Annotated in this window: 13 protein-coding genes, 3 rRNA genes and 1 pseudogene; 12 read left to right on the top strand and 5 right to left on the bottom strand. The window is 63.1% G+C overall.

The genetic code is table 11. From position 1 onward, the window contains the following. Positions 1-6: 6 nt before the first annotated feature. The 3 genes and pseudogenes from VJS90_RS08690 to VJS90_RS08700 form a co-directional block, all read left to right on the top strand. A pseudogene (locus VJS90_RS08690) lies at positions 7-177 on the top strand (immunoglobulin-like domain-containing protein); the annotation flags it as partial. Between the two features lie 12 nt (positions 178-189). Then, positions 190-8,172, top strand: a complete 7,983-nt coding sequence (locus VJS90_RS08695) for an immunoglobulin-like domain-containing protein (RefSeq protein ID WP_324121042.1) — start codon at positions 190-192, stop codon at positions 8,170-8,172. 107 nt (positions 8,173-8,279) lie between these two features. Then, entirely contained in the window at positions 8,280-8,621 is a 342-nt protein-coding gene (locus tag VJS90_RS08700; RefSeq protein WP_324121044.1) for a tryptophan synthase subunit beta, read from the top strand. A gap of 44 nt (positions 8,622-8,665) precedes the next feature. On the opposite strand, the gene lapD is transcribed toward VJS90_RS08700, so the two are convergent. Together lapD and lapG are read right to left on the bottom strand one after the other, a co-directional pair. Beyond that, entirely contained in the window at positions 8,666-10,612 is a 1,947-nt protein-coding gene (gene lapD / locus VJS90_RS08705) for a cyclic di-GMP receptor LapD (RefSeq protein WP_324121023.1), read from the bottom strand. 10 nt (positions 10,613-10,622) lie between these two features. After that, on the bottom strand, positions 10,623-11,297 hold the full coding sequence (gene lapG, locus VJS90_RS08710) for a cysteine protease LapG (protein ID WP_414704921.1): 675 nt from the start codon (positions 11,295-11,297) through the stop codon (positions 10,623-10,625). 294 nt (positions 11,298-11,591) lie between these two features. Between lapG and VJS90_RS08715 the strand changes: the two genes are divergently transcribed. The 9 genes from VJS90_RS08715 (at position 11,592) to VJS90_RS08755 (ending at position 23,279) form a co-directional block, all read left to right on the top strand. Beyond that, a complete protein-coding gene (locus VJS90_RS08715) occupies positions 11,592-12,287 on the top strand; it encodes a GntR family transcriptional regulator (RefSeq protein WP_324121026.1) in 696 nt (231 codons plus the stop codon). Continuing rightward, positions 12,284-12,853 carry a thioesterase domain-containing protein gene (locus tag VJS90_RS08720; RefSeq protein WP_324121028.1) on the top strand — a complete coding sequence of 190 codons (570 nt, stop codon included), beginning with the start codon at positions 12,284-12,286 and terminating at the stop codon, positions 12,851-12,853. Before VJS90_RS08715 ends, VJS90_RS08720 begins: the two co-directional genes overlap by 4 nt. Positions 12,854-13,446: 593 nt before the next feature. Beyond that, the gene (locus VJS90_RS08725) at positions 13,447-14,223 is read left to right on the top strand and encodes a DUF3050 domain-containing protein (protein ID WP_324121030.1); all 777 of its coding nucleotides are present in this window, start codon (positions 13,447-13,449) and stop codon (positions 14,221-14,223) included. Continuing rightward, on the top strand, positions 14,220-15,161 hold the full coding sequence (locus VJS90_RS08730) for a diiron oxygenase (RefSeq protein ID WP_324121032.1): 942 nt from the start codon (positions 14,220-14,222) through the stop codon (positions 15,159-15,161). Before VJS90_RS08725 ends, VJS90_RS08730 begins: the two co-directional genes overlap by 4 nt. Beyond that, positions 15,158-18,601 (top strand): amino acid adenylation domain-containing protein, encoded by a 3,444-nt coding sequence (locus tag VJS90_RS08735; RefSeq protein ID WP_324121034.1) that lies wholly within the window; start codon positions 15,158-15,160, stop codon positions 18,599-18,601. Before VJS90_RS08730 ends, VJS90_RS08735 begins: the two co-directional genes overlap by 4 nt. Positions 18,602-18,631: 30 nt before the next feature. Beyond that, on the top strand, positions 18,632-19,099 hold the full coding sequence (locus VJS90_RS08740; RefSeq protein WP_324121036.1) for an SRPBCC family protein: 468 nt from the start codon (positions 18,632-18,634) through the stop codon (positions 19,097-19,099). Positions 19,100-19,230: 131 nt separating this feature from the next. Beyond that, positions 19,231-19,734, top strand: coding sequence for a sigma-70 family RNA polymerase sigma factor (locus VJS90_RS08745; RefSeq protein ID WP_324121039.1), 504 nt, complete (start codon positions 19,231-19,233; stop codon positions 19,732-19,734). A gap of 4 nt (positions 19,735-19,738) precedes the next feature. After that, complete coding sequence (locus VJS90_RS08750) at positions 19,739-20,707, top strand: FecR family protein (protein ID WP_324121041.1); 969 nt, start codon at positions 19,739-19,741, stop codon at positions 20,705-20,707. A 205-nt stretch (positions 20,708-20,912) separates the two neighbouring features. After that, positions 20,913-23,279: a TonB-dependent siderophore receptor gene (locus VJS90_RS08755; protein ID WP_324121046.1), complete on the top strand. Its 2,367-nt coding sequence runs from the start codon at positions 20,913-20,915 to the stop codon at positions 23,277-23,279. Between the two features lie 84 nt (positions 23,280-23,363). Here VJS90_RS08755 and rrf (VJS90_RS08760) read toward each other — a convergent pair. The 3 genes from rrf (VJS90_RS08760) to VJS90_RS08770 all read right to left on the bottom strand — a co-directional run. After that, a 5S ribosomal RNA gene (rrf, locus tag VJS90_RS08760) occupies positions 23,364-23,479 on the bottom strand. Positions 23,480-23,588: 109 nt separating this feature from the next. Further along, a 5S ribosomal RNA gene (gene rrf / locus VJS90_RS08765) occupies positions 23,589-23,704 on the bottom strand. A gap of 134 nt (positions 23,705-23,838) precedes the next feature. Continuing rightward, positions 23,839-24,148: ribosomal RNA gene (locus VJS90_RS08770) — 23S ribosomal RNA — on the bottom strand; the annotation flags it as partial.

Below are 24,148 nucleotides of genomic sequence, written 5' to 3' on the forward strand. Positions count from 1 at the left end.
GTTTCGCTGTCGAACGGCCAGGCCATTACTATTGCCGTTGGCCAGAGCTCCGGTTCCGTCAACTACACCGCGCCGAATGACGTCTACCAAGGCAATGCACCAGTCACCAATAGCATCACCGGCGTCAGCGGTGGCAACTACGAAAACCTGACCTCCAGCCCTAGCCTCGTCAGCACCGCCGTCACTGATGTGACTGACACATCGACAGTCACCCTCACCGCCACGCCAAGCGTTGCCGAAGGCGGGACCATCGTCTACACCGCTTCTGTGGGTGCAACGGTCACCGGTACGCCAGTGGTGGTTTCGCTGTCGAACGGCCAGGCCATCACCATTGCGGTCGGCCAGAGCTTGGGATCGGTGAATTACACCGCACCGAATGACGTCTACCAAGGCAATGCGCCGGTCACCAACAGCATCACCTCCGTCACTGGTGGCAACTACGAAAACCTGATCTCCAGCCCGACGCCACTCAGCACGGCGGTCACTGACGTAACCGACACTTCGACCGTTACCCTCACCGCTACACCAAGCGTCGCTGAGGGCGGCTCCATCGTCTACACCGCGAGTGTTGGGGCCCCGGTCACTGGCGCACCGGTCCTGGTGACCTTGTCCAATGGCCAGTCGATCTCGATTGCCGTCGGCCAGAGTTCCGGATCGGTCAACTACACCGCACCAAATGATGCTTATCAGGGCAATGCGCCAGTTACCAACAGCATCACCGGCGTCAGCGGTGGCAATTACGAAAACCTCACCTCCAGCCCGACGCCGGTCAGCACCGCTGTCACTGACGTGACCGATACCTCGACAGTTACCCTGACCGCCACGCCGAGCGTCGCTGAGGGCGGGACCATCGTCTACACCGCTTCGGTAGATGCTCTAGTCACCGGCACACCGGTCTTGGTCACTCTGTCGAACGGCCAGGCCATCACCATCGCTGTCGGCCAGAGCTCCGGATCGGTCAACTTCACCGCGCCGAACGATGCCTACCAGGGCAATGCGCCCGTTACCAACAGCATCACCGGGGTGTCCGGCGGTAATTACGAGAATCTGACCTCTAGTCCTACCCTGGTCAGCACCGCGGTCACCGACGTGACCGACACTTCGACGGTCACCCTGACCGCCACAGCGAGCGTCGCCGAAGGCGGGACCATCGTGTACACCGCGTCGGTGGGCGCGCCGGTCACCGGTACACCCGTGGTGGTGTCGCTGTCGAATGGCCAGTCGATCACGATTGCGGTCGGCCAAAGCTCGGGGTCGGTCAATTTCACCGCACCGAATGATGCTTACCAAGGCAACGCCCCGGTCACCAACAGCATCACTGCTGTCACTGGTGGCAACTACGAAAACCTGACGTCGAGCCCGACGCCAGTCAGCACTGCCGTCACCGATGTGACCGACACCTCCACCGTCAGCCTCACCGCTACGCCAAGCGTGGCCGAGGGCGGCACCATCATCTACACCGCTTCGGTGACCGCTCCAGTCACCGGCACACCGGTCTTGGTCAGCCTCTCCAACGGCCAGACCATTACCATCGCCGTCGGCCAGAGCTCAGGCACGGTCAACGCCCTCGTCTCCAACGACGTGTATCAGGGCCACGCGCCGGTGACCAACAGCATCACCAGCGTCAGTGGAGGCAACTACGAGAATCTGGTCGCCAATCCGGCAACCGTGAACACCAGCGTCACGGATGTGACGGATACCTCGACCGTCACCCTGACCGCCACGCCAAGCGTCGCGGAAGGCGGCTCGATCCTGTACACCGCGACCGTGACGGCACCCGTGACCGGCACCCCGGTGGTGGTCACCCTCGCCAATGGCCAGAGCATCACCATCGCCGTGGGTGCGAGCTCGGGCACGGTCAGCGCGAGTGTTTCCAACGATGTGTATCAGGGCCATGCCGCGGTCACCAACAGCATCACCGGGGTCAGTGGCGGCAGCTACGAGAATCTGGTCGCCAGCCCGATCCCGGTCAGGACCACGGTGACCGACACGCAGGACACCACCACCATCAGCCTCAGCGCGACGCCGACCGTGGCCGAGGGTGGCAGCATCGTCTACACGGCGGCACTGACCAATCCAGCCGGCACCGCGGTCAATGTGACCCTGTCCAATGGCCAGCTGATCACCATTGCGGCGGGCCAGACGACGGGCAGCGTCAGCGTCGCGGCACCCGCCGATGATGTCTATATCGATGCGGCATCGGTGAGCACGCGGATTGTCAGCACCAGCGGGGGGAACTTCGAGAACCTGGCGATCAACAGCACGCCGGCGGTGACTCAGGTCACTGACACCATCAACACCTCCACGGTCACCCTTACCGCCACGCCAAGCGTCGCGGAGGGCGGTGCCATCGTCTACACCGCCGCAGTGTCCGCACCCGTGACCGGCAGCCCGGTCGTGGTGGGCCTGGCCAACGGCCAGAGCATCACCATCGCCGTTGGCGCGAGCGCGGGCTCGGTCAGCACCAGTGTGTCCAACGACGTGTATCAGGGCCATGCCCCGGTAACGAACAGCATCACCAGCGTCAGCGGTGGCAACTACGAAAACCTGGTCGCCAACCCGGCTACGGTGAACACCACCGTCACCGACGTGACGGATACTTCAACCGTCACCCTGACGGCTACCCCAAGCGTTGCCGAGGGTGGGGCGATCGTGTACACGGCGAGCGTAACGGCGCCGGTTACTGGTAGCCCGGTCATCGTCACGCTGGCGAACGGTCAAAGCATCACCATCGCGGTGGGCGCGAGCTCGGGGACCGTCAACGCGCTGGTCTCGAATGATGTCTACCAGGGCCATGTGCCGGTTACCAACAGCATCTCCGCCGTCAGTGGCGGCAGCTACGAGAACCTGGTCGCCAACACGGCAACCGTGACCACCACGGTGACGGATGTCATGGACACCTCGACTGTCACCCTGACTGCCTCCCCAAGCGTGGCCGAGGGCGCGAGCGTGGTCTACACAGCCTCGGTGACGGCGCCGGTCACCGGCAGCCCGGTAGTGGTGAGCTTGTCGAACGGTCAGTCGATCAGTATTGCCGTTGGCCAGAGCTCGGGCACGGTGAGCTTCACCGCGCCCAACGATGTCTACAAGGGCAACGCGCCGTTGACCAACAGCATTGCCAGCGTCAGTGGAGGCAACTACGAGAACCTGGTGGCCAATCCGGCGGCGGTGAGCACGACGGTCACGGATGTCACCAGCAACTCCAGCGTAACCCTGACCGCCACGCCAAGCGTGGCCGAGGGCGGCTCGATCGTCTACACCGCGACGGTCAGCGCGCCTGTCACGGTCAGCCCGGTGGTCGTGGCCCTGGCCAATGGCCAGAGCATCACCATCCCGATCGGCGCGAGCTCGGGCAGCATCAACGCGCTGGTCTCGAATGATGTCTACCAGGGCCATGCGCCGGTCACCAACAGCATCACGGCCGTCAGCGGTGGCAACTACGAAAACCTGGTCGCCAATACCGCAACCGTCACCACGACCGTCACCGATGTCACGGACGTTTCGACCGTCACCCTGGCCGCTACGCCAAGTGTCGCCGAGGGCGGCTCGATCCTGTACACCGCTAGCGTGACCTCGCCAGTCACCGGCACGCCGGTCACGGTGGCGCTCGCTAACGGGCAAAGCATCACCATCGCGGTCGGCGCGAGCTCGGGCACGGTCAGCGCCAGCGTCTCCAACGACGTGTACCAAGGGCATGCCGCGGTCACCAACAGCATTACCGCCGTCAGCGGCGGCAGCTACGAGAGCCTGGTGGCGAACCAGGCCCAGGTCAGCACCACGGTGACCGATACCCAGGACACCACGACCGTGAGCCTGAGCGCCACGCCAAGCGTGGCCGAGGGCGGCAGCATCATCTACACGGCCTCGCTGACCAACCCGGCCGGCAGCGCCATGAACGTGACACTCTCCAATGGGCTGATCATCGTGATCGCCGCGGGCATGACGTCGAACAGCGTGAGCGTGGCCGCGCCGGCCGATGACGTGTACATCGACGCCACGTCCCTCAGCGCCCGCATCACCAGCGCTAGCGGTGGCAATTTCGAGAACCTGGCTATCGACGGCACCGCTGCCGTGACCCAGGTGACCGATACGATCAACACCTCGACCGTGGTGTTGACCGCGACCTCGAGCGTGGCCGAGGGGGGCTCGATCCTCTACACCGCCACGGTATCCGCCCCCGTCACCGAGCGCCCGGTGGTGGTGGGCCTCGCCAACGGCCAGAGCATCACCATCGCCGTCGGCGCGAGCTCGGGCAGCGTCAGCGCCGCCGTGTCCAACGACGTCTACCAGGGCCACGCGGCGGTCACCAACAGCATCACCAGCGTCAGCGGCGGCAACTACGAGAACCTGGTCGCCAACACGGTCCAGGTCAGCACCGCCGTCACCGACACCACCGACAACACCACGCTGAGCATCACTGGCACCACGGCGGTGGTCGAGGGTGCCGCTGCCAGTTATACCCTGGCCTTGAGCAACCCGGCGCAGACCGACGTGACGGTCAAGCTCAGCTACACCGGCACGGCCACCAACGGCAGCGACTACACAGGCGTGGCCACCGTGGTGATCAAGGCCGGCAGCAGCCAGGCCACCTTCAGCGTGCCGACCATCAAGGACAGCGTCACCGAAGGCACCGAGCAGTTCACCGTGAAGGTCGATTCGGCCACCGGCGGCAATTTCGAAGGCCTGGTGATCAGCGGGACCGCGGGCAGCGTCATCACACAGATCTTCGAGCCGGCACCCGTGCTGGACCTGGATGGCAACGACTCCAGTGGCAAGACCGGCGCGGATTATCAGTTCACCTACACCGAGAACGGCAGTGGCGGGTCGATCGCGGACATCGATCTGTCGATCACCGATTTCGACAGCACCCAGCTCACCGGCGCGACCGTCACCCTGACCAATCGCCAGCCGGGCGATGCCCTGAACCTGGGCAACAGCGTCAACGGCATCGTCATCAATGCCAACAGCACCGAAGGCAAGGTGGTCCTGACCCTGAGCGGCACGGCCACGCTGGCCGACTATGCCCAGGCAATCAAGAACATCACCTTCTTCAGCACCAGCGAAGACCCGAGCACCACGCCGCGCGTCATCACGGTCACGGTGACCGACGGCGTGAACACATCCAACACCGCGACCACCACGGTCAACGTGGTGGCGGTCAACGATGCGCCGGTAACCTCCGGCGGCGCGGTCACCGGCACCGAGGACACCGACCTGGTGCTGGGCTGGGGCGACTTCAACGTGTCGGATGTGGACAGCGCCACCTCGAGCCTTGGCGTCACCATCACCAAGCTGCCGGATCTGGGCACGCTGAAATTCAACAACGGCACGGCATGGGTCAACGTGACCGTTAACCAGACCATCAGCCAGGCCGACATCGCTGCCGGCAAGCTGAAGTTCGTGCCGGTGGCGAACCAGTCTGGCGCCGATGGCTATGGCGGCACGGGGGTGGGCAACAAGCAGGCCGACTATGCCCAGCTGAAGTTCAAGCCTACCGACGGCATCACGCCGGGCACCGAGGCCACCTTGAAGGTGGATATCACGCCTGTCGCGGACAAGCCCGACCTCGCGGTGGGCAGTACCAGCGTCGCCTCCCTTGGCCTGACCAAGGAGTCCTGGACCAGTCTCACGGGCCTGGGCACCGGCGGCAGCGGTATTACCGGCGATGCCTTGAAGACCGTGTTCAGCAACTCAGGCACGGCCAGCAAGACCGAGACGATCACCAACGTGCAATCGGATGCCAACGTCGCGGCCGGCAATGGCTCGAAGACCTCGGGCCTGGTGTACCTGGAAGCCGGCAAGGTCTACACCTTCAGCGGTAGCGCGGACGACAGCGTGCTGCTCACCATCGGCGGCAAGAACGTGGTGACGGCCACCTGGGGTACCGGCGGCACCGTCTCGGGCACCTACACGCCGACGGTCAGCGGCTACTACACGCTCGAGGTGTACCACGCCAACCAGTCGGGCGCGGGCGGCTACGATATCAACGTCAAGGTAGGCAGCGGCACGGTGACGGACCTGAACAGTGCGCTGTTCCCGATGTACCCCACCGTCACCGCCTTGGTGAACGCCGGGGTCAGCGTCTCCGACCTGCACGGCAGCAATGGCCAGGGCTACTACGACGGCTTCAAGCTCAACGAAGGGCCTGAGAATGGCAGCGTGAAGCTGGTCGGCATCGCCACCAGCCTCACCGATGCCGATGGTTCCGAAACCCTGAGCGTCAAGCTGAGCGGTATTCCGGCGGGATCGGTGGTCAGCGACAGCGCTGGCCATACCGCTACCGTCGGCTCGACTGACGTGGACGTCTCTGGCTGGACCCTGAACAGCCTGAGCATCAAGCCGCCGGCCTTCTACAACGGCCAGTTCGATGTGAAGATCACCTCGACCGCCTCGGAAAGCGTCGGTACCAGCAAGGCGATCAACGAGGCGAGCATCAAGGTGACGGTCTATCCGGAGACCTACGCCACCAGCAATCTGGGCGCCACCGCCGACACGGTGACGGGTACCGTCAACAACGACCTGATCGTCGCGGACACCAGCGGCTTGCACCTTGCACCGGGCAAGGACTACAACCTTGCCTTTGTCGTCGACACCTCAGGCAGCATGGGCACAAGCGGCGTGGACGGGGCGAAAAAATCCCTGGCAACCGTCTTCGAGACCCTGGCCACCACCGTGAAGGGGACCCAGCTGGGCACCGTGAACGTGCTGCTGGTGGACTTCGCCAGCCAGGTGAAGAGCACGGTGTCGGTGACCTTGAACGAAGCCGGGCTCAAGACCCTGCTCAACGCCCTCAACACGCTCAGCTCCGAGGGCGGCACCAACTACGAGGACGCCTTCAAGACCACCGCCAACTGGTTCCAGAACCTCAAGGACGCGGGCAGCACCGGCAGCAACCAGACGTTCTTCATCACCGACGGCGCGCCGACCTTCTACCAGACCAGCGAGCAGACCAACCCGTCGCTGGCCAACAGCAGCGTCAAGCTCGACACGTTCCTGACGACGATCAGCTACAAGGTCGGTGACACGGTCACCAATTACCAGCTCGACACCACCAATCGAGTCTCGATCGACAGCAGCGGCAAGCTGACCGCCGAGACGCGGGGAAGCTTCGATATCCTCAGCTGGAGCTACAAGTGGAACACCGTCACCAGCGGCACCATCCGCGCCGAAGGCAACGGCGGCTACGAGCTGTCCACCCGAGCGGGTACGGGCAGCACTACCACGGATGCCACGCTGACCAACTCCACGGACAGCTTCAAGCTTCTGGCCGCGCTCTCCGGCGTCGAGGCGATCGGCCTGGGCAGTGGCGTCAGCGCTGATGACCTCAAGGCATTCGACTCGGACAAGGTTCCACAAGCGAACATCGATGCAACCAAGCTGGCCGATGCGATCCTGGGCCATACCGATGTCACCCAGGGCAGCGCCGACAAGGTCGATGGGGGTGACGGACATGACATCATCTTCGGGGACCTGGTCAGTTTCGATTCGATCCCCAGTACCGGCGTCGAAGCGATCCAGGCCTATGTCGCCAACAAGCTGGGCGTAGAGACCGCCACGGTGGATGCACGGATGATGCACCAGTACGTCACCGAGCATTACACCGAATTCGACGTCTCGCGCACCAATGACGGCGCGGACACCTTGATGGGCGGTGCCGGCAACGACCTCATCTTCGGTCAGGGTGGCAACGACTACATCGACGGCGGCAAGGGCAATGACATTCTGCTCGGCGGCACCGGGAACGACACACTGCTGGGCGGCGAAGGCAACGACATGCTGTTCGGGGGGGCTGGCGCCGATATCCTCAACGGTGGCAAGGGCGATGACATCCTGACCGGCGGCGCTGGCGGGGATACCTTCGTCTGGAAGTCCGGGGACACCGGCAAGGACGTGATCAAGGATTTCAAGGTGGCCGAAGGCGACCGTCTTGACCTCAGCGACCTGCTGCAGGGGGAAAAAGGCACGACCATCGACAATTACCTCAAGATCACCACGGTTGGCGGTGACTCGACCGTGCTGGTCAGCACCGAAGGCAAGCTCAATGCCGCGGGCGGCCTGGCCAATGCCGACGTGACCATCAAGCTCGAGGGCGTGAACTGGTCGAATACCACGATCAATTCGTTGATCAGTGGTGCCGACCCGACCATCAAGGTTGATAATTCCAACAGTTGAAACGTACATCCAACAGGGCATACTTCGGGCCCGCACCTGCGGGCCCGATGAACTTTGCCTATGCTGCTGCTCACCAATAAGGAATCAACGTGACGAGGGACGACGCCATGTTCTACGTGCAACGCGACGACGCGGGCCAGTTGCTGCGGGTAGAAGCCGCCCCCTATGCCGAATACTCGGAAATCCTCCCGGCCGACAACGCCGAGATCCAGGAGTGGTTTGCCGATGACGTCGTGGAAAACAGTCTCAAGCAGCTCAAGCAGAGCGACCTGGACATGATCCGGGTGCTCGAGGACCTGATCGAGGTGCTGACGGCCAAGGGCGTGTTCAGCATCACCGACCTGCCTGCGGGCGCGCAGGCCAAGCTGCTCAACCGCTCCACGGCGCGCAAGGCGTTGGGCAGCCTGAACAACCTGATCGAGGACGACGAGGAAGGCGGGTTGATCTGACCTTCCCCTGTCCTGCTAAGGGAATGCACCGTCTAATGGTGAATTCAGCGCCAGGGCGCCGGCTCGCCGACCAGCTGGCCCTGGATCCCTTGCACGCCCATCTCGCGTAGTACCTGCAACTCACCTTCGGTCTCGACCCGCTCGGCGATCAGCGGCAGGTCGATGCTGTGCGCCGCGCGCTGGATGGCCTCGATGAACAGCCGCTTGTGCTGCTCAAGGTCGATGCTGCGGATGTAGCCTCCGTCGATCTTCAGGTAGGCCAGGCCCAAGTGGGCCAGGTTGCCGATCATGCTGAAACGGCCACCGAAGCGTTGCAGCGCCAGCCCGAAGCCCAGGGCGTGCAGGCGACGGGTCAGCCGTTCGAGCACTGCCTGCTCGGGGAGTTGCTCTTCGCCAATCTCGACGGTCAGGCGCTGCCCCAGGGCGGTGTGATGCGCCAGCAGCTCGAAGACACGCTGCATGGCCTGGGGATCGGCCAGGGTCGCGGCGGAGAGGTTGAGGGCGAGTTTTTCATCATGTTGCTGCAGGTGCCTGAAGACCTTTTCCAGCACCAGCAGGTCCAGCCTCGGCATCCAGCCAAAGCGTTCCAGCCAGGGCAGGAAACGACCGGCGGCAAGCGCCTCGCCTTGTTCGTCATGCAGGCGTGAAATCACTTTGTAGTGCAGGATCCGCGCGGGATCATGACTGTCGACCACCGGCTGGAAGAACAACTCGAAGCGCCCCTTGGTCAGGGCGTCGTCCAGCCGCTTGTGCCACGCATGGTGGCTGTCGGCGGCCTGGGCGGTAACGCCCTGCTCCAGGCACACCCAGCCCGGGTTCGGCTGGCTTTCCGCCCGCGCCAGGGCTTCGTCGGCCAGTTTGAGCAAAGACTGCGGCACATCGCCAGGACTGAACGGCGCCATGCCAATGCAGGCAACCGGATCGACATCGCTGGCACCGGTCTCGTGCAGGCTCTCAAGGGTGGCTTCGAGCGCCTGGGCCAGCTGCACGGCTTCCTCGTGGACCATGCCCGGCGCCAGCACGGCGAACTCGCCGCCCCGACTACGGGTGATCAGGTCCTTGGTCTCGGGAAAGTTCGCGCATGTGCGGCGCAGTTGCTCGCCTACGGCCTGCAGCAACTGATCGGTGCGCTGGCCGCCCAGTCGGGCATTGAGACCTGCGAGGTCCTGGACCCGCAGCAGCAACAGGTAGCCGGCACGGGATTCTTCCAGGTTGCTGACCCGGGCGGTGAGTTGCATCTCGAAGTAACGGCGGTTGGCCAGGCCCGTCAGGCTGTCCTGGTAGGATTCGGCGCGCAGTTTCTCGCTGCGCTCGGCCTGCTCGGTGAACAATGCCTTGAGCTTTTCGACCATCTGGTTCATGGCCTGCACCACCCGGCGCAGCTCCGGCGTGCGGGGCAGCTCGGGCACGCTCAGGAACTCCCGGCGGGCAATGGCGTGGGACTGCGCCACCATGTAGTCCAGCGGACGCAGTTGCCGGCGCAGCAACAGCGCACCGAGCACGGCGCTCACCGCACCACACAACAGCAGCCAGCCAAGGCTGCCCAAGGCGCTCTGCCACAGCTTGGACAGGGCGAACATCGGGTGGCTGATCACCTCGACACGCGCTGCCTGCTGCCAGCCACGGCTGACAATGGCGTCGCCGCCCGCCGCTTCCAGGCCGATCATGCGTACGAACCAGGCCGGTACGCCGTTGGGGTCCGGCTCGGCGTGACGCTCCACCAGCAAGGCGTTGGAGCTCAGGTCGACCACCTTGATGCTGCTGTAGTAGCCGCTGTCGAAAATGGAGCTGACCATCAGCTCGACCATCGCCGGGTCGTCGATACTGGGCGTCAGCGACAACGCCAGCGCCGTGGCCGCATCCTGGGCATGGGAACGCAACTGGTTGACATACTGGCTGCGCGAGCTCTCCAGGCTGACCAGGAAGCTGCCACTGAAGGCGACCACCAGGAACAGGCATATGGCAATCAGCAGTTGTTTGAACAGTGACATCTAAGCTCCTTCAGTAAGCCGGTTCGGCCGGGAATCCTTCGGCCTGCATTTTTTTCAGCACGTCCTGCCAGCGTGACAGCCGCTTGGTGTCACCCACCTTCTTGTTGCCGGCAGCGCCCGTCAGCCACAGGCCTTCGCCATTGAAGGCATAGACGGGCAACAGGTCGGTACGTTGACTCGCGGGTTTGATGGCATCGATCAAGCTGTCGAGAATCAACGGTTGTGCCTGTGGATCCGAATAGTAGGTCAGGACCATGTGCGCACGGTTCTGGCGCAGCGCCTTGACGTAGGTAATGCGCAGTTTATCGCTGGGAATACCCATGCGCCGCAAGCTGAAGTACTTGGCGATAGCGTAGTCTTCACAATCGCCGGCGCCCTTGAGCAGGGACTGGACGGGGGTTGCCCAATAGTCGACCTCGTGCCACAGGTCGATGTCCTCGACATAGCGCAATTGCTGGTTGAAAAAACGATTGACCGCCTCCAGCCGTGCCGTCTCGCTGCCCTGGTTCTGAGTGGCCATGAGGTTCTGCCAGGCATCGATACGGGCCTCCCCCGATCCCAGCGGGCCATACAGGGCCTGCGCCCGGCGGCTGATCTGCGAGAAGTCCCAATCTGCCTGCACGCCGCCCAGCAACAGGCAGCCCAGCCATAGGGCGGGTGCCAGTCGAAGCAGGGTTGAACGCAAGAACCAACGGATCGCCACTGCAGAGAGCCTGAGCCTATGGGAAAAATGGAATGGTGTGGCGGGCTAAGGGAAAAGGCAATGGCACCTTGCAATCATCGCTACGAAAATCACTGAACCGATGCGTTCCTGCGCTGACGTCGAGGTGCTTGCTCGACTTCCCTTGGCATGCAACTTCATTCACCATAGCTGCAATCCCCAATTGAGTGTGTGATCAGTGGCCTGCAGCGCCGATTGACAAGTGTTGCGCTCCTGATTAGGGTGATTGGATCCAATTTACATCAGGGCTCTCGTCGCGTGGCTGACAAATCAAAACTCCCTCTGAGCACCGTATTGGGCGATGAGCAGGTGCCGGCGCACCTGGCACGCAGTGTGATCGAAGAGCGCCTGCGCAGCGCCATCCTGGATGGGCGCCTGCCCCCGGGCACAGCCCTGCGTCAGCAGGAGCTGGCGACCTTGTTTGGCGTCAGCCGCATGCCGGTGCGCGAGGCCTTGCGCCAGCTTGAGGCGCAATCGCTGCTCAAGGTGGTGATGCACAAAGGCGCGGTGGTTGCGCCACTGATCGGCGAGGATGCCGTCGATACCTACGCGCTGCGTGTGATCCTTGAATCCGAGGCCTTGCGCCAGTCGATTCCATTGCTGACTGCCGAGGACATTGCCCTCGCCCGCCAGTACATCACCCAGCTCGAGCACGAAACCCGCCACGCCGAGATCGGCCGCCTCAACCGCCTGTTCCACATGACGCTGTACAGCAAGGCAACAAACCTCAAGCTGCTTCGCATGATCGAGAACGAGCTCAATGAAGAGGAGCGCTTCCTGCGCTTCCACCTGTCATCCATGGGGCTGGGCAAGCTCACCCAGGACGACCACACCGCACTGGTCGATGCCGCCAGCGACAAGCTGGTGGACGAGGCAGTCGGGGTCCTGGAAAAGCACCTGAACAATGCCTCCCGCACCATCAGGAACTACCTGAACAAGCAATCGGCACAATGAGCCCCACTGGCAATTCGCAGCAAGCCGACCGTGTCCGCTTGATCTGCCTGGCCTGCAGCCAGGAAAACCTGGAACGTTACCGCGCGTGGTCGCATGCCTTGAGCGATCACATCGAGCTGATCGCCGTCGACGTCCAGCGCGAGGCGGAATGCACGCCCAGCGACCTGCTCCAGCCACCTACCCCCGTGGCCCAGGCCTTGTTCAGCCGCCTGCAGGTGTTTCTGGGCAAGCCCCATGCCCTGTTTGGCCAGCATTGGGGCGCCCACATGGCATTCCAGGTCGCTCAACTGGCAGAACGATCGCATCCCGGACAGACCCGTCGCTTGTTTGTATCGGGCTGTGACAGCCCAGAAGCGCCGCCGCCCGGCGCGCTCGACCCGGCGCTGAGCATTCCCGTCACAGCGCTCTACCCTCCGGGCGCACTGCCCAGGATGCTCGGCTGGCACGCGTTCGCCCAGCGTGAACTGGAGTTGATCGAGCTTGCGCAGCATGACGGCGATCCTGGCTCGCAAGATCAGCGCCTGCTCAGGATCATCAACACGCACCTGGGGTTGCTCAGTTTCTGAGCCCCACTGTCGCTGTTTCCCCCTGTCCCTGACAGCTTTTCCACTGGTTGCCTTGCGGTAAACCATGGCAGCGGCTGCATTTTGCGGACACTCTTACCCCCGCACCGACCGCTGATCGCCCTCAGGCGGACCTGGTCGGCCGCCCGTCATCCATCAGCAGAAGGAGTCTGCCACCGGGCAAGGACCGTGCGTCGATCAGCTGCCCCTCCATGAATTGATACGTCCATTCCCGCCGACCGAGGCCCGGAGTGATGTTTTACATCCACTCTAATTTATTCTGATCTTTATTGACCGGAAGGGGCACTCTTTTACCAAATAAAACTTTCCCAACAGTTTTATCGGGACCCATCACGCCCAATTAATATAAAGATAATAAAACTATAAAAATTCATTGCACAGCACTTCCAAGTTGATCTAACTTTTAAATGGCCAGCCGCTACATGGCCCGCACCCTCAGGTACGGCGCCCGGCGCCTTGCACTCTGACCGCCCGCACAGTGTACGACTTCGAACTTAATTCGAGGGCATCGCTCGACTTTTAAAAAAGTCCGGCGGCGAACAGGACATTTAAATCAGCCAACTCAGGATAGCCTCATGAACACGTTGAAACACACACTTGCCGCAAAGAAACTCGAACTTTCCCGGCACCCGGTATTTACCGAGATCGATTCGCTTCCCGTCCTGCGCCGGTTCATGGAAACCCATGTCTACGCGGTATGGGACTTCATGTCGCTGACCAAGCGCCTGCAGCAGGAGCTGACCTGCGTCCGGTTGCCCTGGCTACCACCCACCGACCCGGCTGCCGCCCGCCTGATCAATGAAATCGTGCTGGGCGAGGAATCCGATGATCGCCTGGGACACGGCCATTACAGCCATTTCGAGCTCTACCTGGATGCCATGCGCGAAGTCGGTGCCAGCACCGATTCGATCGAATACTTCATCCGCCTGCAGCAGGACGGTGTCGACCATGCCAGTGCCCTGCAGCGGGTCGGGGCGAGCGAAGCGGCGCGCCGGTTTGTCTGCGACACGCTGGAGGTGGCGCTGCAGGCACCCGCCCACCGGGTTGCCGCCGCCTTCCTGCATGGACGTGAAAGTGTCATCCCGCAGATGTTCCAGCAGATCCTCGATGCCTGGGGCATTGGTGCGGAGCAGGCACCTACCTTCCGCTACTACCTGCAGCGGCATATCGAAGTGGACTCCGAAGACCACGGCCCGGCAGCCGAGCAACTGCTCGCACGCCTGGTTGGCGACGATGCGCTGCGCGAGCAGGAGGTCTACCACGCGGCCATCGCAGCCGTGGACAGCCGCCTCGCGCTGTGGGACCGCCTGCGCGCCGAGCTGCATGCCCCGGTGGCCGAGGTCACGCCATGAAAGCTTCGGACTACCGTTCTTTCGCCGACATCTGGGAGGCGCGCGCGACCATTCGCACGCGGCCGCGGCGCCTGGTCGAGGATGACCAGCGCCTGATCTACCCGCTCAGCCGGCAACCCTTGGTGCTGTCGGCCACCTTCCAGCGCGAATGCCCGCACTTGCGCGACTTTGCCCTGGTGCAGAGCCTCTACAAGTTCATCAATGACGTGGTCATCTTCGAGACCGAGATCGTTGACCGCACCGCCCGGCGCATCGCCAAGGACCGCTTCGCCGTGCGCTTCCCCTTCGCCTGCCGCTATGACGCGATGACCGTCGTGGTGGACGAGGACTACCACGCGCTGGTGGCAATGGATTTTCTCCAGCAGACCATCGCCCTGACCGGCATCGAGCCGATCGAGCTGCCAGGCGAGATCGAGCTCAGCCGAGCCATTCCCGCCGCCTTGGCGCAGGTGCCCGAGGACCTGCGCGATGCCTTGGAGCTGATTTGCGTAGGGGTGGCCGAAAACACCCTGACCGACGATGTGGCGGCGTTTGCGCGGGACGATTCGGTCAAGCCGTCGGTGAAAGGCCTGATGGCCGATCACCTGCTCGACGAAGGCCGGCACTCCAGCTTCTGGGCACGGCTGACGCGCATCTACTGGCAGGCGGCGCCGCAGGCCGAGCGCGAGGCGATCGCACAGGTATTGCCGGTGTTCCTGAGCCAGTACCTGACCAGCGATATCCAGCAGTTGTTCGACCTTGGCCTGATCGCTGCCCTGCCAGTGGACGAAACGGTGCGCCAGGCGCTGCGCGCGGAGGTCTGCGGGCTGGCGTATCCGATCAGCCAGCAGCATCCGTTGCTGGGCAACATCCTGCGTTTTTTCCGCAGCAGTTCGATGCTCGAATCACCCTGTGTGCAGCGCGCCTTGCATGACTACCTGCCGGGGGAGACGCCATGAGACGCCTTGATATCCTGTTGGCTGGCGCCAGCCCCGCGCTGGAGCACCTGTGCCAGCTGCTCGACGAGCATGGTCACGGCGCACGCCTCGCGGCCTGCCAGGCGAGCCTGAATGCCGCTCTGGAAACCCGGCCGCATCTGGTGGTCGAGGATGGCAGCCTTGAGCTGGCGGCCCATCATCGGCAGGCGCTGGGGGACTGTCCGCTGCTTGCAGTGCGCCTGACCATCGGCCAGGCGGACGAGGATGCAGGCCTGCCTCGTCTCGAAATCCTGTTCGGGCATGCAAGCGCTGGCCTTGAAAGGCTGATCGAGCGTCAGACGATCGAGATCCCGCCATCGGGCAACGGTCAGGCGCTGCGTCACACCGCGCTGGACGCCTTGAGCGCGGGGCTGGACAGGCTGGTCACCGGTTTCTCGCGCAACCCGTGCTACTTCAACGAAGCGCCGACGGTCGAAGCTGCGACCGGGGAGCATGAACACCCTCTGCAGTGGCTCGAACAGCTGGCCTGGCGGCATCCATTCAACCGCACCGCGCGGCCGGAGCTGCTCCATCAGGCGCAAACGTGCCTAGCGGAGCAGCTCGACCGCAGCCTGCTGGCGTTCGCCGATCGGCCTGCGCTGAACCTCGACGGCCAGCGCCTGAGCTACCGGCAATTGCACGCCCTGGCCGCAGGCATCCAGCGAGCCTTGCTACCCCTGCTGCCGATCCGGTGCGATGAACCGGCCGTGGTCGCCCTGTGCCTCGACAAATCACCAGCGCTCTATGCTGGCCTGCTGGCGGTGCTTGGCTGCGGTGCCATCTATCTGCCCCTGGATCCGGCCACTCCGGTCGAAAGGCGCCAGCGAATCCTTGAAGACGCAGGTGCCTGCCTGCTGCTGCATGACGGGCAGGCATTCGAAGGCATTCCGGCGCTCGACCTGCGCTCGACCGTGGCCGCCCCTGACCTGCCGTTGCCTGCGCTGCTCCAGCAGCCGCTGTCACCCCAGGCGCCGGCGGTGGCCATCTATACCTCTGGCACCACCGGGGTGCCCAAGGGCGTGCTGCTCAGCCAGCACAACCTGATGCACTTCACCGCATGGTACGCCGGGCACGTGGCGCTCGACGGCCACAGTCGGGTGTTGCAGTTCTCGACCATCGGTTTCGATGCGTCGCTGCTGGACATCCTGCCGGCCTTCATCCATGGCGCCGAACTGGTGATTCCAGACCAGGACCAGCGCCGCGATCCGCAACAACTGGTGGAGCTGCTGCACCGCCAGGAAGTCACCCATGCGTTCCTCCCGCCGGCCCTGCTGAGCGTGCTGCCACCCGAGCAGCACCTGGGCCTGCGCCACCTGGTCACCGGCGGCGATGTCTGCGAGCCGGAGGTCATCGAGCGCCTGGCAGGCCAATGCCACCTGCATAATATCTATGGCCCGACCGAAACCACGGTACTCGCGACAACCCGTGTGTTCGCCAAGGGTGACAACAACCGCAACCTGGGCGTGCCTATTGCCAACAGCCAGGTGCTGGTGCTCGACAAGCAGTTGCAACCAGTGCCTGAAGAGACGCCCGGCGAGCTTTACATCGCAGGTCCCGGCGTGGGCCTGGGCTACCTGCGCAACCCCGCCCTGACAACCGAACGCTTCGTGCAGCTAGCCCTGCCGGACGGCCAGCGCCTGCGCGCCTACCGGACGGGTGATATCGGCAAGTGGACGGCGGCGGGTCTGGAGCTCTGTGGCCGCCTGGACAACCAGGTGAAAATCCGCGGCTTCAGGGTCGAGCCGGAGGAGATCGAACACTGCCTGCGCGCCAGCCAGTCGTTCGCGCAGGTGGCGGTGGTCATCGATGCGCAGCGCCGGGTCCTAGCCTTTGCCGCCCGGCCGCTGCGCGATGATGCGCTGGATGCCTTGCGCCTTCACGCGGTCCGGCAACTGCCCGACTACATGCGCCCTGCCCAGTATCAGGTGCTGGAGCAGATGCCCAGCACCGTCAATGGCAAGGTCGACCGCCAGGTCCTGCTGTCGAGGCAAGCCGCCCCGCTGCCTGCCGCGGGGCGCGTGATGCCGGTGAGCACCACCGAGACGCGTCTGTGCGCCTTGTGGGCCCGGCTGCTGGAGCTATCGCCAGCAGACATTTCCACCGACGAAAGCTTTTTCAACCTGGGCGGTCATTCGATCCTGCTGTCGCGCCTGCTGCTCGAGGTACGCGAGCAGTTCGGTCGCGGTGTGGCGATCAATCACTTCATCGAGCAGCCGACCGTGCAACGCTTGGCCGTGTTGCTCGCGGGCGATGGCCCGGTACTCGACACGTCGCTGGAGCGGCTGGAGCAGGATGCCAACCGGGATCTGCGGCTCACCGTGCAACCCTTGGAGCGCATGGGGGACGTGCACAAGGTCATCGTCACGGGCGCCAACAGTTTTCTGGGCGCACACCTGGTCGAATCGCTGCTGGCGTGGGGCGCCAGCGAGGTGGCCTGCCTGGTTCGCCGCACGCCCTCCCAGACCGCCCAGGAGCGCTTCGCCCAGGCGCTTGTGGACAACCGGCTGGACGTCGACCTGAGCAGGGTCAGGGTGTACGAGGCAGACCTGCGCCAGCCACGCCTGGGCCTCTCGGCCGAGGACTACGACTACCTGGACGACGAATATGGCGCCCTGCTGCATAACGCGGCGCAGGTCAATCACGTGCTCGACTATCAAGCCTTGGCGGCCGACAACATCGAGCCATTGTTCGAGTGCCTGCGCCTGTGCGAGGGCCAGCGCAAGAAGATCTTCAACTTCGTCTCCACGCTGTCGGCCTGCAGCGCCGTGGATGACCACGGCCGGGTACTGGAACAGGACGCGGCGCCGACGCCGCCCCTTTTCATCCGCAACGGCTACAACCTCGGCAAGTGGGTGGCGGAACGTATCCTGCAGCGCGCTCGCGCCCAAGGCGTGCGGGTCAACCTGTTCCGCCCGGGCAATATCACCTTCGACAGCCGCAACGGTGCCTGCCAGCCACAGCGCAATCGCCTGATGCTGATGCTCAAGGGCTCCTTGCAACTCGGGCGGATGCCAGACCTGGACATCGAGTTCGACCTGATGCCGGTGGACTTCCTCGCCCGCTTCATCACCTTCCACGCCAGCCGCCACCAGGCTGGTCAATGCGTCTTCAACCTGCACAACCCCCAGCCCCTGCGCTGGCGGGATTACGTGGCGGCGTTTCGCGAGCAGGGGCATGGCTTCGAGCTGATCAGCGTCGAGCGATGGCAACGCGAGCTGGCCAGGGTCGACCGCGACAACGCGTTGTTCGAGGTGCTGGGTTTCTACCTCGACGGCTTCGGTGAAGACATCGGCGACATCAGCGATATCGAGCATGGCAATGCCCGTGCCGGCGTCCTGCGCATGGGCGCCCACTATCCGGACAAGACGCCGGCGCTGCTACGGCAAGGCTGCCAGTACCTCAGCGACATCGGTTTCATCTGATCTTTTTTTATCCACAAGGAGCAACACACCATGCAACCACTAAAACCCGACACCCTGATCCGCAATCCACAGGGCTGCGAAGTCATCGCCCAGGTTGAAATCCCTGCCCCGGCCGCCAGCGCTTGGAACATCGTCGGCAACTTCGCCGGCTTCCCGGTGTTCATTCCGGCCCTTGCCCATATCGACATGACCGGAAGCGGCGTGCGCTCGGTGCGCAAGAAGCTGTTCAAAGATGGCAACGTGGTCATCGAGCAGCTCAACAGCCGCGATGAAGCGGCCATGACCATGACCTGGAGCCTGATCCATACCAGCCTGAACATCGGCAACCTATGGGCGGCCATGCAGGTCGAGGCGCTTGATGCCGGACGCAGCCGTGCGACCTGGACCATCCAGGCCGAGCCACGCGAAGGCGGCGCGGAGGCACTGCCTGAGTTCCAGGCGTTTCTTCAGGGCTTCGCCGATGAGGCAATGAGGAATGTGCCAGGGCTGTTGAGCTAACCAGCGCCATGGGCAGTCCCCTCCCAAGGGGCGGGACTGCCCGCGGTTGCCTTCATCTATTGCAAAATATTCTCGAGCCGCAAACAATGAGACTAATTATCATTCATACCCACTAACCGCAGCGCACCGTCATGCCTCATCAAGACACCGTGCACACCCTCTACAGTCACCATCACGGCTGGCTGCACAACTGGCTGCGCAGCAAGCTGGGCAATGCCGCCGATGCCGCGGACCTGGCCCAGGACACCTTCGTGCGCCTGCTGCAGCGTCGAGAACAGCTGCAACTGACCGCCCCTCGGGCTTTCCTGCGCACCGTTGCCCGGGGCCTTGTGATCGACCACTGGCGACGTGAAGAACTTCACCGCGCCTACCTCGATGCGCTGGCGCATCTACCGGACGCCGAAACGCCCTCCCCCGAAACCCGCGAGTTGCTTTTCGAGTTGCTCGAACGCATCGCGCAGATGCTCGATGGGCTCAAACCCAAGGTGCGCCGGGCGTTCCTGCTGGCTCAGTGCGAAGGTTTGACACACAAGGCAATCGCCGAGCAGATGGGTATCTCGCTGCGCTCGGTCGAGCGGTATATCGCTGATGCGCTCTATCACTGCTACCTGCTGCGCTACGAGAGCGAGTCTTGAGGCGATGAGCGCTCCTTGCCCCGCGCCAAAGGTAGTCAAGCAGGCCATCCACTGGATGCTCAAGCTGCGGGAAAGCGGCTACAGCCCGATCCTCAAGCAACAGTGCGACGAATGGCGCAAGGTCGACCATGACCATGAACTGGCCTGGCAACGGGTGCTGAGCCTGCACCAGGAGCTCGACCTGCAAGCCGTTCCCGGAGCCAGCATCGCGCTGCAGACCCTTGAAACCAGCCAACAGCGCCTGCACCGACGCCAGGCACTGAAACTGCTGGGCAGCGTTGCCTTGCTGGGCTCGGCCGCCTGGCTAGGCAAGGACCTGGATGCGGTCGCTACCTGGACCTCTGACTACGCCAGTGCCACAGGGGGGCGACGCAGCTTCCATTTGCCGGACGGCTCGTTGCTGCAGCTCAACACCGCCAGCGCCGTCGACCTGGCGTTCGATGCACGGCAGCGGCTGATCCGCCTCAAACGGGGCGAGATGATGCTGACCTGCGAAGAGTCGCAAGCAAACGGCCGGCCGCTGCTGGTGCAGACGCGTGACGGGCTGCTGGAGGGCTTCGAGGCGCGTTTCGGGGTGCGCCAGGATGGCGATTGCACGCGGGTCAGTGTCAGCCGTGGCAAGGTTGCTATTCATCGACCGGGAAAAGGGCGGTTGCACTGGATCAATGAAGGGCAGGCCTACCGTCTGGACGCGACCGGCATGCGCTCGCTCGAACAGGCGGACATGGATGCCAGCGCCTGGGTGGAGGGGCTGATCGTGACGCGGGACATGCGCCTTGGCGATTTTCTGAGGGAGGTGGGGCGGTATCGCCATGGGCTGCTGGGCTGCAGCGACGAGATTGCCGACCTGCGCCTGTCTGGGGTGTTTCGCCTGGAAGACACCGACAAGCTGCTGCAATTGTTGCCGCAAACCCTGCCGGTGAAGGTCACCTACCGCACCCGCTGGTGGGTAAGCCTGGAACGGTCGGCATGAGCAGCCGGGCTTTTTGGCGGGTTTGACGCCCGCGTTCGGCTAGGACAGTAAGCGATTCCGCTGCCATACCGACTCGACGGACATTTTCATGCATACGGATTTACCCTTGGTGCCCCGCCTCGACAACAACAACGTCTCGCCTGCCCTGCCCTCATCGCGCCTCGTCAGAGCAGTGCGCGCTGCCATACTGGGCACGGCGCTCGGCATGGGCGCGCTGCCGATGCTGGCCAGTGCGGCCCAGTCGGCCCAAACCACCCGGCAGTACGCCATCCCTGGGGGGAGCCTCGATGAGGTGCTCAACCAGTTCGCGCGCCAGGCCGGGATCACCTTGTCGAGCACGCCTCAGCTCACCGGCAGCCTGCAATCGCCAGGCCTGAAGGGCACCTACGCACCGGAGCAGGCGCTACGCCATCTGCTAGATGGCAGCGGCCTGGAAGCTGTAAGCCAGGATGGCAACAGCTTCATCCTGCGTCCGCTGCCCGAAGACGCCGCGCTCTCGCTGCCCAGCACAGACGTGCGCGGTTTCAGCCTTGGCAACGCCTTGGGCAGCATGGACGGCTACAACGCCACCCATAGCCAGGTCGCGACCAAAACCAGCACCCCGCTGGTGGAGACCTCTCAGTCGGTCTCGGTGGTGACTCGCCAACAGATCGAGGACCAGGGCTCGCAGACCGTCGCCCAGGCCATGCGCTACACCCCTGGCGTGCTGACCAACCCCTATGGCGCCACGCACCGCTACGACTATGTGGCCATGCGCGGTTTCAACGATGGTTCGGTGGATAACATCTACCTGGACGGCCTGAAGTCCATGGGCGATAACGGCACCTATAGCACCATGCAGGTCGATCCGTACTTCCTTGAACGCATCGACGTGCTCAAGGGCCCGTCCTCGGTGCTGTATGGCCGTAGCTCGCCGGGTGGCCTGGTGGCGTTGACCACCAAGAAGCCACTGTATGATCCGTACCACCAGGTCGAGGCGACCGTCGGGACCCAGGGCCAGCGAGGCATGGGTTTCGACTTCAGCGGTCCGCTGGATGAGGACAAGCGCATTGCCTATCGCCTGACTGGCCTGGCGGACTCCTCCGACACACAGTTCGATCACAGCAAGGAAGAACGCTACGCCATCGCTCCGGCGATCAGCATCGACTTCAGCGAAGACACCTCACTCACCCTGCAGGCCTACCTGCAGCACGATCCCAATGGCGGCTACCACGGTGGCAACCCCGCCGATGGCGCGTTGCACAAACGTAACGGGCAACGCCTGTCGGACCATTTCTTCGAAGGGGAGCCGGGCATCGACAACTATGAACGCACCCAGCAGTCGTTCAGCTACCAGTTCGAGCATCGCTTCAACGACGTCCTCACGGCGCGCCAGAACTTCCGCTACCAGGACTCGGATGTGTCGATGGACCAGGTGTACTCGGCGGGCTGGGCGGAGGCCGGCAGCAACGTCTTGAACCGTGCCTACACCGGCGGCGACGAGCGTCTGCATTCGTTCATCATCGACAACATGCTGCAGGCCGAATTTTTCACCGGTGCTGCCAAGCACACCCTGCTGCTGGGTGCCGACTACCAGCGGCGCAAGGCTGACGTCACGTGGCGCTACGGTAGCGTCGATGCCCTGGATGCCGCCAACCCTCGGTACGGCAACGGTAACCTGCAGGTGCTCGGGGAGAACAACTACCTGCGACGCCTCCAGCAGACGGGCGTTTACCTGCAGGACCTGGTCGAACTCGACCAATGGCGCTTTTCACTGGGACTTCGACAAGACTGGGTCAAGGTCTCCGAAGAGAACAGGGACAGCGACACACGTGTCAGCGACGACCGTACCAAGCTCACCGGCCGCGCGGGGGTGCTGTACCTGTTCGAAAATGGTATCGCGCCCTATATCAGCTATTCGGAGTCCTTCAATCCCAATACGGTTTCCGACCAGGATGGGCGTCCGCTAGCACCGACGGAGGGTACCCAGTGGGAGGCCGGTATCAAATACCAACCGACAGGTACCGAAAACCTGTTCACCGCCTCGGTCTTTCGCATCGAGCAGGAAAACCTTGCCTCCAAGCAGCCTGATGAAGACTTCTACCGTCCTGTTGGCCAGGTCCGCTCGCAAGGGCTGGAGCTGGAGGCGCATGTTCAGGTCAACGACAACCTGAAGCTGCTGGGGGGCTATACGTTCACCGACATCGAATATTCCAAGACCATGCCAAGCCTGGTGTCGACAAGCGACAACCGAGGCAATTCACCGACCCAGGCGCCCAAGCAGATGTTCTCGCTGTGGGCCGACTACAACTTCAACCAGGGCGTGCTGGACGGGCTGCGCCTGGGCGGCGGCGTACGTTATGTGGGATACAGCTGGGTAGACGCAGAGAACACCATGAAGGTGCCCTCCTATACCCTGTTCGATGCCTCTGTCGGCTACGACTTGGGCAAGGTGGGGCTCAAGGGCGTTGATCTGCGCCTGAATGCCAACAACCTGACCAATGAAACCTACATCGCCTCCTGTGCCAGTCTGAACTACTGCTACATGGGCGAGGAGCGCAACGTAAGCGCTACGGTGAGCTACCAGTTCTGAGCCCTGGAGGTCTGAGCCCAGATCTTCATGGGCCAGAAAAGACAAAACCCCTGTCTGCAGCGCAGACAGGGGTTTCGGAATGAATCTTGACGATGACCTACTCTCACATGGGGAAACCCCACACTACCATCGGCGATGCATCGTTTCACTGCTGAGTTCGGGATGGGATCAGGTGGTTCCAATGCTCTATGGTCGTCAAGAAATTCTGTGTGCCAGACCGTCGGTTGGACGTGCCAGCGAATTCTTGATACTTCTACTTAAAGACAAAACCCCTACCTGCTCGCGCAGATAGGGGTTTTGCGAAATGAATCTTGACGATGACCTACTCTCACATGGGGAAACCCCACACTACCATCGGCGATGCATCGTTTCACTGCTGAGTTCGGGATGGGATCAGGTGGTTCCAATGCTCTATGGTCGTCAAGAAATTCTGTTGCCAGAATGTCCGGATGGACAGCCCAGCGAATTCGGATATGCGATATCTGTGATGGTACGAACTTTCGGGTCTTTCGTCTTCACCACCGCAATCTGGCTTTCGCGCAAATTGCTTGGGTGTTATATGGTCAAGCCTCACGGGCAATTAGTATGGGTTAGCTCAACGCCTCACAGCGCTTACACACCCCACCTATCAACGTCGTAGTCTTCGACGGCCCTTCAGGGAGCTCAAGGCTCCAGTGAGATCTCATCTTGAGGCAAGTTTCCCGCTTAGATGCTTTCAGCGGTTATCTCTTCCGAACATAGCTACCCGGCAATGCCACTGGCGTGACAACCGGAACACCAGAGGTTCGTCCACTCCGGTCCTCTCGTACTAGGAGCAGCCCCTCTCAAATCTCAAACGTCCACGGCAGATAGGGACCGAACTGTCTCAC

Source organism: Pseudomonas sp. (assembly GCF_035277045.1).
Classification (GTDB): domain Bacteria; phylum Pseudomonadota; class Gammaproteobacteria; order Pseudomonadales; family Pseudomonadaceae; genus Aquipseudomonas.